We start from the raw sequence: 14,054 nt of genomic DNA on the forward strand, positions 1-14,054 counted from the left end.
CGCGCGGTGGTGGACCGCATCATCACCAACCTCGGCGTGCTGGATGTGGTGGAGGGCGGACTGAAGATCGTCGAACTGGCAGATGGCGTCACCGACGCCGACCTGCGCGCCGCAACCGAAGCCACCATCGTCAACTGACACCTATGGCGCAGGGCAAATCGCCCTGCGCCTGCCGCACGCAAGTTGCGCGCCAGCGCACGACGGCCCGGCTTGCCAGCCACCCCTGCCCGACGCCAGATTAAAGGCCACGCAGAACAGGAGCGCCCCATGTCCACCCCCACCTTCGACATCACCCGCGAAACCACCGCCACCAAGGGCCGGTATGTCATCCGGCAGAATGGCGCCGAGGCTGAACTCACTTGGTCCATCGCCTCGCCGACGCTGGTGATCGCCGATCATACCAGCGTGCCCGACAGTTTCCGCGGCACTGGCGCGGGCCTCGCCCTCGTCACCCGGCTGATCGAAGACGCTCGCAAAGACGGTTTCAAGATCATGCCGCTCTGCCCCTTCGTGAATGCGCAACGCAAACGCCACCCCGAATGGGCCGATGTCTTCGCCGTGTGATTTCACTCTGGCCCAAATACTCCCGCCGGAGGCACGCGCAGCCACCGGCTGCGCCCGAGCTGATCCGGGCCCTGCCCGGTCAGCGAGACAAAGGCCTGCGCGCTGCGCGCGCTCCGCTTTCTTCACCCGCCGACGGACAGAACCTTGAACACGCAGGGGTCGGAGAACAACTCGGGCGGCGTCAGGCACAGGCCCTGCGCCACCTGCCAGGCCGCCAGCACCTTGGGCACATAATCGCGCGTCTCGGTATAGGGCGGTATGCCGTCATTGGCCTCCACCGCCCCCTCGCCCGCATTATAGGCCGCCAGCACCAGCAACGGATCGCGGTCGAAATGCTTCATCAGCCAGTCCAGATAGGCTACGCCCCCCTTGATGTTCTGGCCCGGCGCCATGGCATCGGTCACGCCAAAGCGCTCTGCCGTGGCCGGGATCAGCTGCATCAGCCCCTGCGCCCCGGCATGGCTGACCGCTTGCGGGCGCCCGGCACTTTCCACGCCGATCACCGCCAGCGCCAGCGCAGGCGACACTTCGGTGCCGATCGTGGCTTTCAGGATCTCTGTTCCATAGCTTTGCGCGATTTCCTGCATGTGCTGCAGCCGCGGCGCGGTGACCTGCGCCCCACCCGGCCCCTGCGCCAGCGCGGCCAGCGCCTGCGGCAGATGCCCCTGCAGATCCTTGCGGGCGGTGGGCACCACCTCCCAGAACCATGCGTAACTGGAACCTGATCCACCGGGCGAAGCGGGGGCAACCGGCCCGGCAGGTGCCGCAGCCACCGGCGGGGCCTGCTCGGCAACAGATTCGGCCTCTTTATCTCGATCTACTCTGGGCGAGGCCGCCAGACGCCGGGCCTGCTCTGCAGGGTCGATCTGCACCGTGATTCGCTTGCCTACGCCCCCCATGGGCGGTTTGACCCTCCGGAAGGTGAAATTTTCGAAGCCCTCGGCGGTCTGGGCGGCCACCGGCGCACCACCAGACAGAATCGCACCTGCGATCACCAGCCCCTGAACCACCCGCCTCATGCGGCAACCTGCCCGTTTTCTTGTTTATCTCGCCAGTCTCGCAAAAAAACGCGATCCGTGCCAGCAAAACGGCACCCAAAGCGGCATGGATCGTGACGGTTTTGCCCCATTCTTGCCCAAAACGACCCCACATGGCGCGCACGCCCCCGATCAGAGCGACCCTTTCTGATTTAGTTTACTTAAAAAACAGTGCTTTAGAAGAATATCGCTGATTTTCTGCAGATTGTTTTTCCGGCCTTATTGCCTCCCAACTCCCGCCACCATCAGGGGGCTATATACACACATGCCGCAACGAAATGCGGATCGGAACAGAGGCCGATCAAGACGCAGCGGGGCGGTGGAAACAGAGCAACACATGAAGCAAGGAACAGACATCATGAAACTCCTGAACATCTTCAAATCCTTCAAAAACGACGAATCGGGCGCCGTGACCGTTGACTGGGTCGTGCTGACCGCCGCCATCGTGGGCCTGGGTATCGTTGTCATCAACACCATCTCGCCGGCGATCGACTCGACCGCCTCGCAGATCGCCGCCGACCTCGACTCCGCCGCGACCCGCTGATCCGGTCTGTCTCCGGACATCCGAGACCTGAAAAGCTGCGGCTCTCCGAAGGGGGCCGCAGCTTAATCCAGTTGAAAGGCGTCTGTTGAAGCGCCGTTTTGGCAGGTGCGCCCATTTGTGGGCAGGAAAGGACATGCGCAGTGAAGCAGGACATTCTGGCCTTCATTGCCGACGATCAGGGCGCCGTGACGGTGGATATGGTCATCCTCGTTGCCGGTATCGTGGTCCTGTCGCTTGGCGTCTTTTCCATCGTCACCGAAACGACCTTGGAAGCCGCAGCAGGGCGCATCAACGATCTGATCGTGAGCCTGTTGCCAAGCTGAACGCCTGGCGCAAATTCGGAAAGGGATATGATGCGGACGGTTTTCATTGCGTTTCTGGCGCTTGGCCTGGCACTGGCAGGGTTTGCCGTCCACATGGCCCAGAACTATATCGGCCAGACTCAGGCAAAGCTGGTTCAGGAACAGAAACTGCGCGCCAAGACCGGGCCACTGGTCGAGGTCTATGCGGTCAACAAGCCGCTGAACTATGGCGACCCGCTGACCAAGGATGACCTGCAACTGGTCTATCTGCAGGAAAGCGCCTTGCCCGAAGGCGTGTTCAAATCCGAGGAAGAGGTTTTCCCCGAGGGCGTGGACAAACCCCGCTTCGTGCTGCGCCAGATCGAGAAATTCGAGCCGGTGCTGGCGGTGAAAGTCACCGCGCCGGGTGAAGCCGCAGGCCTGACCGGGATGCTGGCCGAGGGTGAGCGCGCCTTTACCATCAAGTTCGACGACACGTCCGGGGCTTCGCGCTATCTGCAGCCGGGCAATCGGGTCGATGTCTACTGGACCGGCCGCACCGATGCCGGCATGGAAGTGACCCAGTTGATCGAAACATCCTTGTCGATCATCGCGGTGGATCGCCCTGATCCGAAAAATGCCGACGAAAAGCCCAACATGAATTCGGCCCCCAAGGCGATGACCGTTGCCGCTTCCCCCGCGCAGGTGGCACGGCTGGCGCAGGGCCAGGCGACCGGGCAGCTTTCCGTCTCGCTGGTGGCCCATAACGAGGCTGCGGCCGCAACGGATGTGATCGAGGTCGATGGCAACTCGCTGCTCGGGATCGTGACCCAGACGGCGGCGCCGGTCGAAACGCAGAAGGTATGTACCATCCGCACCCGCAAGGGCGCCGAGGTGGTCGAGATCCCGATCCCCTGCACGAACTGACATCCCGGCCTGCAAAAGCGCATCCCCGATCTGGGGGTGCGCGCTATCCTTTTCGCTAGGGCTAGGGCGCGCTGCGACTTATTCACAGGAACAACGCGCGGCAAGGTTTTGATTCTTGCAATAAAATGCCAGTTCCGGCATTTTGATCATCAATACGGGCGAAAAGACCCGCTTGTGAGGCGTGATCGGAGAGGCCGGTCACATGCAGTTGCGTGAAATCTTCGTGGCGGGTGTGTTGGGGCTGGCCCTCAATACAACCTGCCTGACGGCTGCGGGGGCACAGACCCTGCGGGTGATGGAAGGTGTCGCGCAGGCGCCGCTGAACGTGCCGATGAACCGTGCGGTGGTGGTTGAAAGCGACACACCCTTTGCCGAGCTTTCCATTGCCAATCCGGGCATCGCCGACATCTCTACCCTGTCCGACAAGTCGATCTATGTGCTGGGCAAGGCCCCGGGGCGTACCACGCTGACGCTGCTGGGCGCAGATGGCAGGCTGATCTCGAACGTCGAGGTGCAGGTTGCCCCTGACGTGGCCGAATTCAAGGAACGCCTGCGCCAGATCCTGCCGGGTGAGACGATCGAAGTGCGCACCGCCAATGACGGCATCGTGCTGTCGGGCACCGTCAGCTCCACCGCTAAACTGGACCGGGCGCTGGATCTGGCCGAACGCTATGCGCCTGAACGCGTGTCGAACCTGATGAGCGTGGGTGGCAATCAGCAGGTGATGCTGAAGGTCCGCTTTGCCGAGATGCAGCGTTCCGTCGCAAAGGATCTGTCGTCGTCGCTGGCGATTTCGGGGGGTGACTCGATCGGGGTGAATGCCGAAACCGGCACATGGCTGAACGGCGACAACGGGTTGAGCAATACCACCATCACACCGCGTGACGGAGTGCAAGGCGCCATGGCGCTTGGCTTCACCGCCGGTTCGCTGCAATTCGGCGTGCTGCTGGAGGCGCTGGAATCGAAGGGCGTGGTACGCACCTTGGCCGAACCGAACCTGACGGCCCTGTCCGGGCAGGAGGCGAAGTTTCTCGCCGGTGGCGAATATCCGATCCCGGTCTCGGACGATAACGGCATTACCATCGAATACAAACCCTTCGGGGTCGAGCTGAACTTCACCCCGGTCGTGGTGGATGGCGACATCATCAACCTGACGATCAACGCCGCCGTGTCGTCGATCGACAGCAATATCTCGGTCCAGACGGCGGGCATCAACGTCAATGCCTTCCAGCGCCGCGAAACCTCGACCACGGTCGAGATGCGCGACGGTGAAAGCTTTGCCATCGCCGGCCTGCTGCAGGACGATTTTCAGGATCTCAACAGCCAGATCCCGTGGCTGGGCGATGTGCCAGTGCTGGGCGCCCTGTTCCGCAGCGCGGATTTCAAGCGCGAGCAGTCGGAGCTTGTGATCATCGTCACCCCGCATCTGGTGACGCCGACAAAGGGTCAGGCCCTTGCGCTTCCCACCGACCGCGTGCGCATCCCGACCGAGAAGGAGTTGTTCCTGTTCGGCAAGGTGCAGGGCGGCAACGGCGCGGCCGGCGAAGTGGCCCGGCAGGATTTCAGTGGCCCCTATGGCTATGTGATGGAGTGAGTCCCATGCAGGGCCAGATGCGCGTTCTTCTGCTTGCCGCAATGGTGGTCTCCCTCGCCGCCTGCGCCAGTGGCAACCGGGAAGCCGGGGCAAATGTCGATGACGGCACCTTCGGCAATGCCACGATGAACAACACGCTCGTCCAGACGGGCACCATGGATTATCGTATGGCTCTGGGGCAGCGCTTTGCGGGCGAAGTGCCCTCGACAATCACATTCCCGTTCAACTCGTCGCAGCTAACCGCCGAGGCGCGCGCCGCGCTGGACCATCAGGCCAACTGGATGCGGCAATTCCCCGAACTGCGCTTCTCGGTCTATGGCCATACCGATTTGGTCGGCTCCAATGCCTATAACAAATCTCTGGGTCTGCGCCGCGCGCAGACAGCGGTGGCCTATCTGGGCAGCCGTGGGATTTCGCGGTCGCGGCTTGATGCGCTTGTTTCCTATGGCGAAACCCGCCCTGTTGTGGTCACCCAGGCGCCCGAGCAGCAGAACCGCCGCACCGTGACTGAGGTCGCAGGCTTCGTAAAGGGCAGTGCGGCGCCGCTGAATGGCAAGTATGCCGCGATCATCTGGCGCAATTACATCGCACTTGGCCAGCGCCCGCACCCGTCGAACCACGTCGTGCAGACCGAGCTTTCGGACAGCAATTAAGACGAAAACGGCGCATTCAACCGGAAACTCGCCGTTTCCAATCTAGAAAAAGTCCCAGAAACTCGGGTTTTTAGCCCCAATATCGCCAAGTTTGGCAGGCAGTTTCGCTTCAATAGAACCAACCGCGCGGAGAATCCCGCGCAGGAGGGGGAAGTGCGAAACGGGCCATCCGCGACGCTGCCTTCCCCTCCGACAAGGAAGGACATGAGGCGATGACGAGTGTGGCAAATCTTCAGCCTGAACCGGCCCCGATCCTGGCCTGCACCATCTCGCGGGATGTGCAGAATTTCGACCTGCTGATCGAGGATATGGAACAGGAACTGGGCGAGAACTGGGGTGACCTGTCGTTCGAGGATGCCACCCTGTTCTTCGAGCAACCGGATGCCGCCGCGCTGCAATTCGTTGCCGTGGCAGTAGACAACGAAGACGAAGCCGATCTGACCCGGATTTCCGACATCATCCGGGTCGCGAAGGATCGCGGCGTGCGTGTGATCCTGATCGCCGATCAGGTCAGCCCCGCCGCCCTGCATCAACTGCTGCGACTGGGAGCGGATGATTTTGTGCCCTATCCGCTGCCAAATGGCGCGCTGCACGAAGCGATCGAGCGTACGCGCAAACCGGCAGAGCCGCAGCCCGTGCCTGCCCCGGACAATACGCTGCCCGAGGCGATCCATACCCCTGCCTTCAAGGCCAAGGGCGACCGTGACGGTGTGCTGCTGCCGGTTCATGGGCTGGCCGGAGGGGTCGGGGCTTCGACTTTCGCTGCGAATCTTGCATGGGAATTGGCCAATGCCGAGAAATCCAACCCGCCGCGCGTCTGCCTGATTGATCTGGATCTGCAGTTTGGCTCGATTTCCACCTATCTGGACCTGCCGCGCCGCGAAGCGGTGTTCGAGTTGCTGCAAGATACCGAACATGCCGACAGCGACAGCTTCCTGCAGGCGATGCTGACCTTCAACGACCGGCTGCACGTCTTCACGGCCCCTGCGGACATGCTGCCGCTGGACCTGATCGGGCCGGATGACGTGTCCCGGCTGCTGACCATGGCGCAGGCGAATTTCGATTTTGTGGTGATCGACATGCCGAAGACCATCGTTTCTTGGACGGAAACGGTGCTGACGCGAGCGCATGTCTACTTTGCCCTGATGGAGCTGGACCTGCGCTCGGCCCAGAATGTGCTGCGGCTGGTGCGGGCGCTGAAGGCCGAAAACCTGCCGCATGAACGGCTGCGCTACGTCCTGAACCGCGCCCCGCGCTTTACCGACCTGACGGCGAAAAGCCGGGTGAAGCGGATGGCCGAAAGCCTCGATATCGCGATCGAGGTGCAGTTGCCCGACGGCGGCGCACAGGTGACACAGGCCAATGACCACGGCCTGCCCATCGCGGAAACCGCAGCCAAGAACCCGTTGCGCAAGGAAATCGCGAAACTGGCGAAATCGCTGTTCGACGTGAACAAGGCGGCAGAGGCGGCCCGAAGTTAAGATCCGGGACGATTTGGGTGTGATTGGGGTGTGAGAGATGTTTTCCAGATTCAAGAAACCTGAGGCGACCGGCACAGGCGCCGCGCCGATGGCTGCCGTAGGCGCGGCTACGACGATTCCGAAAACCGCAGGCGGCGCCACAACCAAGGCCCCCGCCCCCGGTCTGATGCCTGCACGCCCGGCGCCCAAAGCCCCGGCGGATGCTGCGGCTGCCGACAAGGAACGCAAACGCAAATCCAAACTGCAGGAACTGAAGGTCGAACTGCACAAGCGCCTGCTGGAAAACCTGAACCTTGCCGCGCTGGAAAAAGCCTCCGAAGCCAATCTGAAAGCTGAAATCGCCCTGATCAGCGCCGAGGCGCTGGACGAGATGTCGGTCGCCCTGAACGCCCAGGACCGCCTGACCCTCAACCAGGAGCTTTATGACGAGGTGATGGGCCTCGGCCCGCTGGAGCCGCTGCTGAAAGACGAGACGATCAACGATATTCTGGTGAACGGGCCACAGCGCATCTTTGTCGAACGCGGCGGCAAGCTGGAACTGACCGACATCACCTTCAAGGATGAACGCCATCTGCTGCGCATCATCGACAAGATCGTGAGCGCCGTGGGACGGCGGGTGGACGAATCTAACCCCTATTGCGACGCACGTCTTGCCGATGGCTCGCGCTTCAACTGCATGGTGCCGCCGGTGGCGGTGGATGGCTCGCTCGTCTCGATCCGCAAGTTCAAGAAGGAAAAGCTGGGTATCAACGATCTGGTGCGCTTCGGCGCCTTCACCGAGGAAATGGCGCTGTATCTGGAAGCCGCCGTTTCGACGCGGCTGAACATCATCGTGTCAGGCGGTACGGGTTCGGGGAAAACCACGACGCTGAACGCGCTGTCCTCGTTCATCGACAATGCCGAACGGGTGCTGACCATCGAGGATACGGCGGAACTTCAACTGCAACAGGTGCATGTGGGCCGGATGGAAAGCCGCCCCGCCAACGTCGAGGGCAAGGGGGCCGTGACGCAGCGCGACTGCCTGCGCAACGCCCTGCGGATGCGCCCCGACCGGATCATCGTGGGCGAAACCCGCGGCGAAGAGGTGATCGACATGCTGCAGGCCATGAACACAGGCCATGACGGTTCGATGACCACGATCCACGCCAACAACGCCCGCGACGGCATCAGCCGTCTGGAAAACATGGTCGCCATGGCCGGGATCGAGATGCCGCTGAAAGCCGTGCGCAGCCAGATCGCCAGCGCCGTCAACCTGATCGTGCAGGCCTCGCGCCTGCAGGACGGCTCGCGTCGCATGACCTCCATCACCGAAATCACCGGGATGGAAGGCGAGGTGATCTCGATGCAGGAAGTGTTTCGCTATGAACGCCTTGGCCTTGCGCCAGATGGCAAGATCATCGGCCGCTTCAACGCGACCGGCGTGCGCTCACATTACACCGAACGGTTCAAGCAGTGGGGCTTCCACCTGCCGCCGTCGATCTACGAACCCATCGTCTGAGGTCTGAAGATGAGCATCGATCCCGCAATCATCGTCTATGTCCTGATCTTCGTCGCCGTGCTGGCGCTGGTCGAAGGCCTCTATCTGACCGTCTTTGGCAAGTCGATCAGCCTCAACAGCCGCATGACCCGCCGCCTTGCGCTGCTGGAAAAGAACAACAACCGCGAGGAAGTTCTGGCCCAGCTCCGCAAGGAGATGAGCCAGCACATGAATGCCCGCTCGATCCCGATCTATTCGATTCTGGCCGACAAGGCGCAGAAGGCCAATATCGCCTTTTCGCCGGTGCAGCTGATCGGGATCATGGTCCTGCTGTCGGGCTTCGCCTATGTGGGCCTGGCCTTCGGCACCCCGGCCGCCCCGCCGGTGCGGGCCCTTCTGGCTGTGGTCATGGGGGTTGGTGGCGTCTACATGTGGGTGAACAAGAAGGCCAAGAAGCGCGTCTCGCTGATGGAAGAACAGCTTCCCGACGCGGTGGAGCTGATGGTGCGCTCGCTGCGCGTGGGGCATCCGTTTTCGTCGGCCCTGTCGATCGTGGCCAAGGAAGTGCCCGATCCGCTGGGCACCGAATTCGGCATGATCGGCGACGAGGCCGCCTATGGCCGCGACGTGGCCGAAAGCCTGAAAGCCTTTGCCGAACGGATGGACAATCAGGATCTGCGCTTTCTGGCGGTGGCGGTAACCATTCAACAACAGTCCGGCGGGAACCTGGCCGAAATTCTCGAAGGCCTGGCCAAGGTGATCCGCTCGCGCTTCAAACTGTTCCGCCGCGTCAAGGCGATCACGGCCGAGGCGAAATGGTCGGGGATGTTCCTGTCCTCGTTCCCGGTTCTGGCGCTGCTGATGATCCTGATGCTGAAGCCCGACTATTTTGACGAGGTGAAGGAAACCTCGGCCTTCGTGCCGGCTGCGCTGATCGTCGGCGTGTTTCTGGTCGTTAACGTCATCTTCATGAAGATGATGGTCAATATCAAGGTTTGAGGGGATCGCCATGTTCGACACCGTGACCCAGATGCTGCAAGACCGTCTCGGCCCGCTGGGGCCGACGCTGGTGCTAATGGTGCTGGCGGTCATCCTGATGGCCGCAACCTTGCCGCAACTGCTCAGGAAACAGGTCGATCCGCTGACAAAGCTGAAACAGCAGCGCACCTCCGGACTTGGGACTTCCCAAACCCTGCGCAATGGCGGCGGCGTTGACAAGCTGGAGAAATACGCGGCTTTTCTGGAGCCGCAGGACAAGGAGCAGATGTCGGCGGCGCGGCTGAAGATGATGCGCGCGGGCTACAAGGCCAAAAACGCCGTGCGGATGTTCCACTTTGCGCAGTTCTCGCTGGGCATCGGGATGCTGGTCTTGGGTCTGGCCTATACCATGCTGCTGAAATCGCAGCGCGGCGAAATGCCGACCCAGACGCTGATCCTCTACACCATCATCCCGGCAGCGGCGGGCTATTACCTGCCCACCTATTGGGTGCAGCGCCGCCTGCAGATGCGCCAGGCCGAGATCATTCAGGGCTTCGCAGATGCGCTGGACCTGATGCTGGTCTGCGTCGAGGCGGGCCAGTCGCTGGACCAGTGCATCAACCGCGTCGCCAAGGAAATGCGCGCGGGCTACCCGGCGCTGGCCGACGAATTTGAAACCGTCGCGCAGGAAGTGAAGGCGGGCAAGGAAAGGGTGCAGGTGCTGAAAGACATGGCCGAACGGGTCGGCGTGCCGGATGTGGCCTCTTTCGTCACCACGCTGGTGCAATCGGCCACCTTCGGCACCTCGATCGCCGAGGCGCTGCGGGTCTATTCGGCGGAAATGCGTGACAAGCGCGTGATGCGGGCCGAAGAGAAAGCGAACGTCTTGCCGACGAAGCTGACACTGGGCACAATGATGTTCACCCTGCCGCCGCTGATGATCATCCTGATCGGCCCGTCCATCCATGGCATTGCGACGCATCTCGGCGGCGGGGGCTAAGACCGGAGCCGACTTGAAGACCACCCTGCCGCTGATCGCCAGCCTTGCCTTTCTCGCCGCCTGTCAACTGACGGGCGGCGCGAGCACATTGGCCGCCCATGAAAACCGCGCGCCCCCCGCCAATGCCCGCGCGCAGGGGGTGGACGGGCTGCTGGTCGGCCATCGTCTGATGGCCGCGGGCGAGCCGGAACTGGCCTTGAAGGCCTATTACCGCGCCGCTGCCGAACAGGGCATCGACGCCGATGTGCTGTCTGCCGTCGGCAGCGCCAATCTGGCGCTGGGGCGCTTGGGTCAGGCCGAACAGATGCTGCGCCGATCATTGGAGATGGACCCGGCTTTCGTGCCCGCCCTGAACAATCTGGGCGTGGTGCTGATGGAGCGGGGCAATGTCTCCGAAGCGCGGGTGATCTTTCAGCAGGCCTATGCGCTGGACAGTGGCAACACGGACTCCATCCGCGAAAATCTCAAGCGCGCGATAGCCATGATCGAGAATCCCGGCTATTCTGCACCTCCCGAGGACGTTCAGAGTTTCGAGCTGGTACGGCGCGGGCAGGAAGACGATTTTGTCGTGCTGTCAGCGCTCTGATCCGGCCGAGCACGGACCGAGCAGAACAAAAGGACGCGAAATGCGCCACCCTGTCTTTGCCGCCCTGTGCCTGACCGGCACGGCGCTTCTTTCCGCCTGCGGGCGCGACACCGATGCCGAGGTGGAAAAGGTCATCAAGGATGTGAACGTCATTGATGAAAGCAACCTCAGCGACATCATGCTGACGGTGGGCGATCCGAACGAGGCGGTCACCTATTTTGCCAACACCCTGAAACAGAACCCCGATCGGCCCGATCTGCGGCGCGGGCTGGCAAAATCGCTGGTGCGGGCCAACCGGCCACAGGACGCGGCCGAGGTCTGGGGCGCGCTAGTCAATTCCGGTCAGGGCACCAACGAGGATCGCGTGGGCTTTGCCGATGCGCTGATCCGTTCCAATAACTGGGCGCAGGCCGAGGCAGAGCTGAACAAGATCCCGCCCACGCACGAAACCTATGAACGGTATCGGCTGGAAGCTATGGTCGCCGACAGCCGGAAAAATTGGAAAAAGGCCGACAGTTTTTATGAAATCGCGGCGGGGCTGACCACGAAACCCGCCAATGTCATCAACAACTGGGGCTATTCCAAGCTGACGCGCGGCGAATATGCCGGGGCGGAAAAGCTGTTCACCGAGGCGCTGTCTTATGATTCCACGCTGTTCACCGCCAAGAACAACCTAGTTCTGGCGCGCGGGGCGCAGCGGAAATATGACATGCCGGTGATCCCGATGACCCAGACGGAACGGGCCGAACTGCTGTATACGCTGGGTCTGGCCGCCGTGAAACAGGGCGATGTGAATGTCGGGCGCGGCTTGCTCGAACAGGCGGTGGAAACCCATCCGCAGTATTTCGAGGCGGCGGCCCGCAGTCTGGAAGCCCTTGAAGGCCGGGTAAAAAACTGATGATCGCGCTGTCTTCTGCCCTGTGGTTCCTGCCCGTCTGCCTGCCGATTGCGATCTGGGTGGCGTGGTCGGACATGAAGTTCATGAAGATCCCCAACAAGGCGGTGATCGCCATGGCGGTTGCCTATGCGGTGGTGGGCCTGCTGGCCTTTCCGCTGCAGGCCTGGCTTTGGGGCTGGGCGGTGCTGGGCATCGTGCTGCTTGCCGGTTTCGTTGCCAATGCGGCGGGTCTGGTCGGGGCGGGCGACGCGAAATTCGCCGCCGCCATGGCGCCGGTGTTTTCCACGGGCGATCTGCGCCTGATACTTGCGTTGTTCGCCGCCTGCCTGCTGGGTGCCTTTGCCACGCATCGGCTGGCCCGGCTGATCCCTCCGGTCCGCCGCGCCACCGCCGATTGGGAAAGCTGGACGCGCAAGGATTTCCCGATGGGGCTGGCGCTGGCGGGGACGCTGATTTTCTATCTTTTCGCCCCAATTCTGGCCCAATAAGCTGTTTTTCTGCGGTTTGAGAAACCGGCGCCCCTGCGCCGTGTCCTGCCTATGAGGTGCCGCAGATGAACGCCCCACTCTCTCCGACTGTGGCCAAGGTGGCCGCCCCGGTTTCGCCGCGCTCGCTGGCGGAAACCGGGCTGTCGATCGTGATGATGCGCGACATCCTGTTGAAAACAATGTTCCGCACCAATATCGACCTCGTGTCGGATCTGGCCCGCGCGGTCTGCCTGCCGGTGCCGATCACGCAGGAGATCATCGACCTCGCCCGCGGTCAGCGGCTGATCGAGGCGACCGGCACGCTGCACGCCAATTCCGGCAACGAGATGGGCTATCAGCTGACCGAGGGCGGCAAAGCGCGGGCGCTGGATGCGCTGGCGCAATCGGAATATTACGGCGCGATGCCCGTGCCACTGGCAGACTATGCCGCGCAGGTGAAGCGGCAGTCGGTGCGCAACATGAAGCTGGCGCGCGACGAGCTGATGAAGGGCATGGGCCATCTGATCCTGCCCGACGATCTGATCGGCAACCTTGGCCCGGCGGTGAGTTCGGGGCGTTCGATTCTGATGTATGGCCCGCCGGGCAACGGAAAATCATCCATTTCCAATGGCATACGCGATGCTTTGGGCGACAAGATCTATATTCCGCGCGCAGTGGAATATTCCGGCCAGGTGATCACGGTCTATGACCCCATCGTCCATTCGCTGGCGGAGGAGGCGGTGGACGACCCCAACAGCCTGCGCCGCACCTCCAACCGGTTTGATCAGCGCTATGTGCTGTGCCAGCGGCCTTCGGTGATCACCGGGGGGGAATTGACGCTGGACATGCTGGATCTGACCTACAACCCGGTGGCGCGGACCTATCAGGCGCCGTTGCAGATGAAATCCAACGGCGGGATTTTCATCGTGGACGACCTTGGCCGCCAGTCGGAACCGCCGCAAAAGCTGGTCAACCGCTGGATCGTGCCGCTGGAAGAAAGTCGAGATATCCTGCAATTACAATCGGGTGAGAAGTTCACGGTGCCGTTTGACACGCTGGTTATCTTTTCGACCAACTTCCATCCGAACGAGATTTTCGACGGCGCGGCGCTGCGGCGGATCTTTTTCAAGATCAAGATCGACGGGCCAAGCCAGGAAAACTTTCTGAAGATCTTCGCGATGATCGCGCGCAAGAAGAAGATGCCGCTGGACGAGAAGGCGATGATCCATCTGTTGAAGGTCAAGTATCCGACAATCAACAACAATTTCGCCAACTACCAGCCGGTTTTCCTGATCGATCAGATGATCGCCATCTGTGAATTCGAGGGGATTCCCTATCAGATGAGCCCTGCCTTGATCGATCGGGCCTGGGCCAACATGTTCGTCAAGGATGAGGCGATCGCCAAGTAAGGCGGCGGGTTTTCGGGGGGGTGACATCGGGCGGCGTTGCGTACACCGGCTGTACACCCCCTGTGCTGCGGATTTCTGGCTGAAGGTGAGCATGCGCGGTGTCCCCTCACCCTGCCCTCTCCCCCATGGGGAGAGGGTGGTGTTGCGCGGGGGTGGTG

Annotated in this window: 15 protein-coding genes and 1 pseudogene; 15 read left to right on the top strand and 1 reads right to left on the bottom strand. The window is 62.0% G+C overall.

The annotated features are described in order from the left end of the window. A pseudogene (locus BMX43_RS20140) lies at positions 1 to 138 on the top strand (succinyl-CoA--3-ketoacid-CoA transferase); the annotation flags it as partial. A 129-nt stretch (positions 139 to 267) separates the two neighbouring features. Further along, on the top strand, positions 268 to 564 hold the full coding sequence (locus BMX43_RS06895) for a GNAT family N-acetyltransferase (protein WP_091299190.1): 297 nt from the start codon (positions 268 to 270) through the stop codon (positions 562 to 564). A gap of 122 nt (positions 565 to 686) precedes the next feature. Here BMX43_RS06895 and BMX43_RS06900 read toward each other — a convergent pair whose 3' ends face one another. Continuing rightward, positions 687 to 1,583, bottom strand: a complete 897-nt coding sequence (locus BMX43_RS06900) for a lytic transglycosylase domain-containing protein (protein ID WP_091299193.1) — start codon at positions 1,581 to 1,583, stop codon at positions 687 to 689. 376 nt (positions 1,584 to 1,959) lie between these two features. On the opposite strand from BMX43_RS06900, the gene BMX43_RS06905 reads away from it, so the two are divergent. The 13 genes from BMX43_RS06905 to BMX43_RS06965 all read left to right on the top strand — a co-directional run bounded on the left by BMX43_RS06905 (position 1,960) and on the right by BMX43_RS06965 (position 13,896). Continuing rightward, positions 1,960 to 2,145, top strand: a complete 186-nt coding sequence (locus BMX43_RS06905; protein ID WP_091299196.1) for a Flp family type IVb pilin — start codon at positions 1,960 to 1,962, stop codon at positions 2,143 to 2,145. A gap of 140 nt (positions 2,146 to 2,285) precedes the next feature. Further along, positions 2,286 to 2,468, top strand: a complete 183-nt coding sequence (locus BMX43_RS06910) for a hypothetical protein (RefSeq protein ID WP_091299198.1) — start codon at positions 2,286 to 2,288, stop codon at positions 2,466 to 2,468. Positions 2,469 to 2,498: 30 nt separating this feature from the next. Then, positions 2,499 to 3,353 (top strand): Flp pilus assembly protein CpaB, encoded by an 855-nt coding sequence (gene cpaB / locus BMX43_RS06915; RefSeq protein WP_091300117.1) that lies wholly within the window; start codon positions 2,499 to 2,501, stop codon positions 3,351 to 3,353. A 202-nt stretch (positions 3,354 to 3,555) separates the two neighbouring features. Beyond that, positions 3,556 to 4,947, top strand: a complete 1,392-nt coding sequence (locus BMX43_RS06920) for a type II and III secretion system protein family protein (RefSeq protein ID WP_091299202.1) — start codon at positions 3,556 to 3,558, stop codon at positions 4,945 to 4,947. 17 nt (positions 4,948 to 4,964) lie between these two features. Then, positions 4,965 to 5,600 (top strand): OmpA family protein, encoded by a 636-nt coding sequence (locus BMX43_RS06925; protein ID WP_245749401.1) that lies wholly within the window; start codon positions 4,965 to 4,967, stop codon positions 5,598 to 5,600. A 212-nt stretch (positions 5,601 to 5,812) separates the two neighbouring features. Further along, positions 5,813 to 7,081, top strand: coding sequence for a CpaE/TadZ family protein (locus tag BMX43_RS06930; RefSeq protein WP_091299210.1), 1,269 nt, complete (start codon positions 5,813 to 5,815; stop codon positions 7,079 to 7,081). Positions 7,082 to 7,118: 37 nt separating this feature from the next. Next, complete coding sequence (locus tag BMX43_RS06935; protein ID WP_091299213.1) at positions 7,119 to 8,579, top strand: TadA family conjugal transfer-associated ATPase; 1,461 nt, start codon at positions 7,119 to 7,121, stop codon at positions 8,577 to 8,579. Positions 8,580 to 8,588: 9 nt separating this feature from the next. After that, a complete protein-coding gene (locus BMX43_RS06940; RefSeq protein ID WP_091299217.1) occupies positions 8,589 to 9,557 on the top strand; it encodes a type II secretion system F family protein in 969 nt (322 codons plus the stop codon). Positions 9,558 to 9,567: 10 nt separating this feature from the next. Beyond that, on the top strand, positions 9,568 to 10,536 hold the full coding sequence (locus BMX43_RS06945) for a type II secretion system F family protein (RefSeq protein WP_091299221.1): 969 nt from the start codon (positions 9,568 to 9,570) through the stop codon (positions 10,534 to 10,536). 13 nt (positions 10,537 to 10,549) lie between these two features. Continuing rightward, the gene (locus BMX43_RS06950; protein WP_245749402.1) at positions 10,550 to 11,122 is read left to right on the top strand and encodes a tetratricopeptide repeat protein; all 573 of its coding nucleotides are present in this window, start codon (positions 10,550 to 10,552) and stop codon (positions 11,120 to 11,122) included. A gap of 40 nt (positions 11,123 to 11,162) precedes the next feature. Then, a complete protein-coding gene (locus BMX43_RS06955) occupies positions 11,163 to 12,020 on the top strand; it encodes a tetratricopeptide repeat protein (protein WP_091299228.1) in 858 nt (285 codons plus the stop codon). Continuing rightward, the gene (locus BMX43_RS06960; RefSeq protein ID WP_091299231.1) at positions 12,020 to 12,508 is read left to right on the top strand and encodes a prepilin peptidase; all 489 of its coding nucleotides are present in this window, start codon (positions 12,020 to 12,022) and stop codon (positions 12,506 to 12,508) included. Before BMX43_RS06955 ends, BMX43_RS06960 begins: the two co-directional genes overlap by 1 nt. A 65-nt stretch (positions 12,509 to 12,573) precedes the next feature. Beyond that, complete coding sequence (locus tag BMX43_RS06965; RefSeq protein ID WP_091299235.1) at positions 12,574 to 13,896, top strand: P-loop NTPase family protein; 1,323 nt, start codon at positions 12,574 to 12,576, stop codon at positions 13,894 to 13,896. The last annotated feature ends 158 nt before the right edge of the window (positions 13,897 to 14,054 follow it).

This window comes from Gemmobacter aquatilis, assembly GCF_900110025.1.
In the GTDB taxonomy this organism is placed as follows: Bacteria; Pseudomonadota; Alphaproteobacteria; order Rhodobacterales; family Rhodobacteraceae; genus Gemmobacter; species Gemmobacter aquatilis.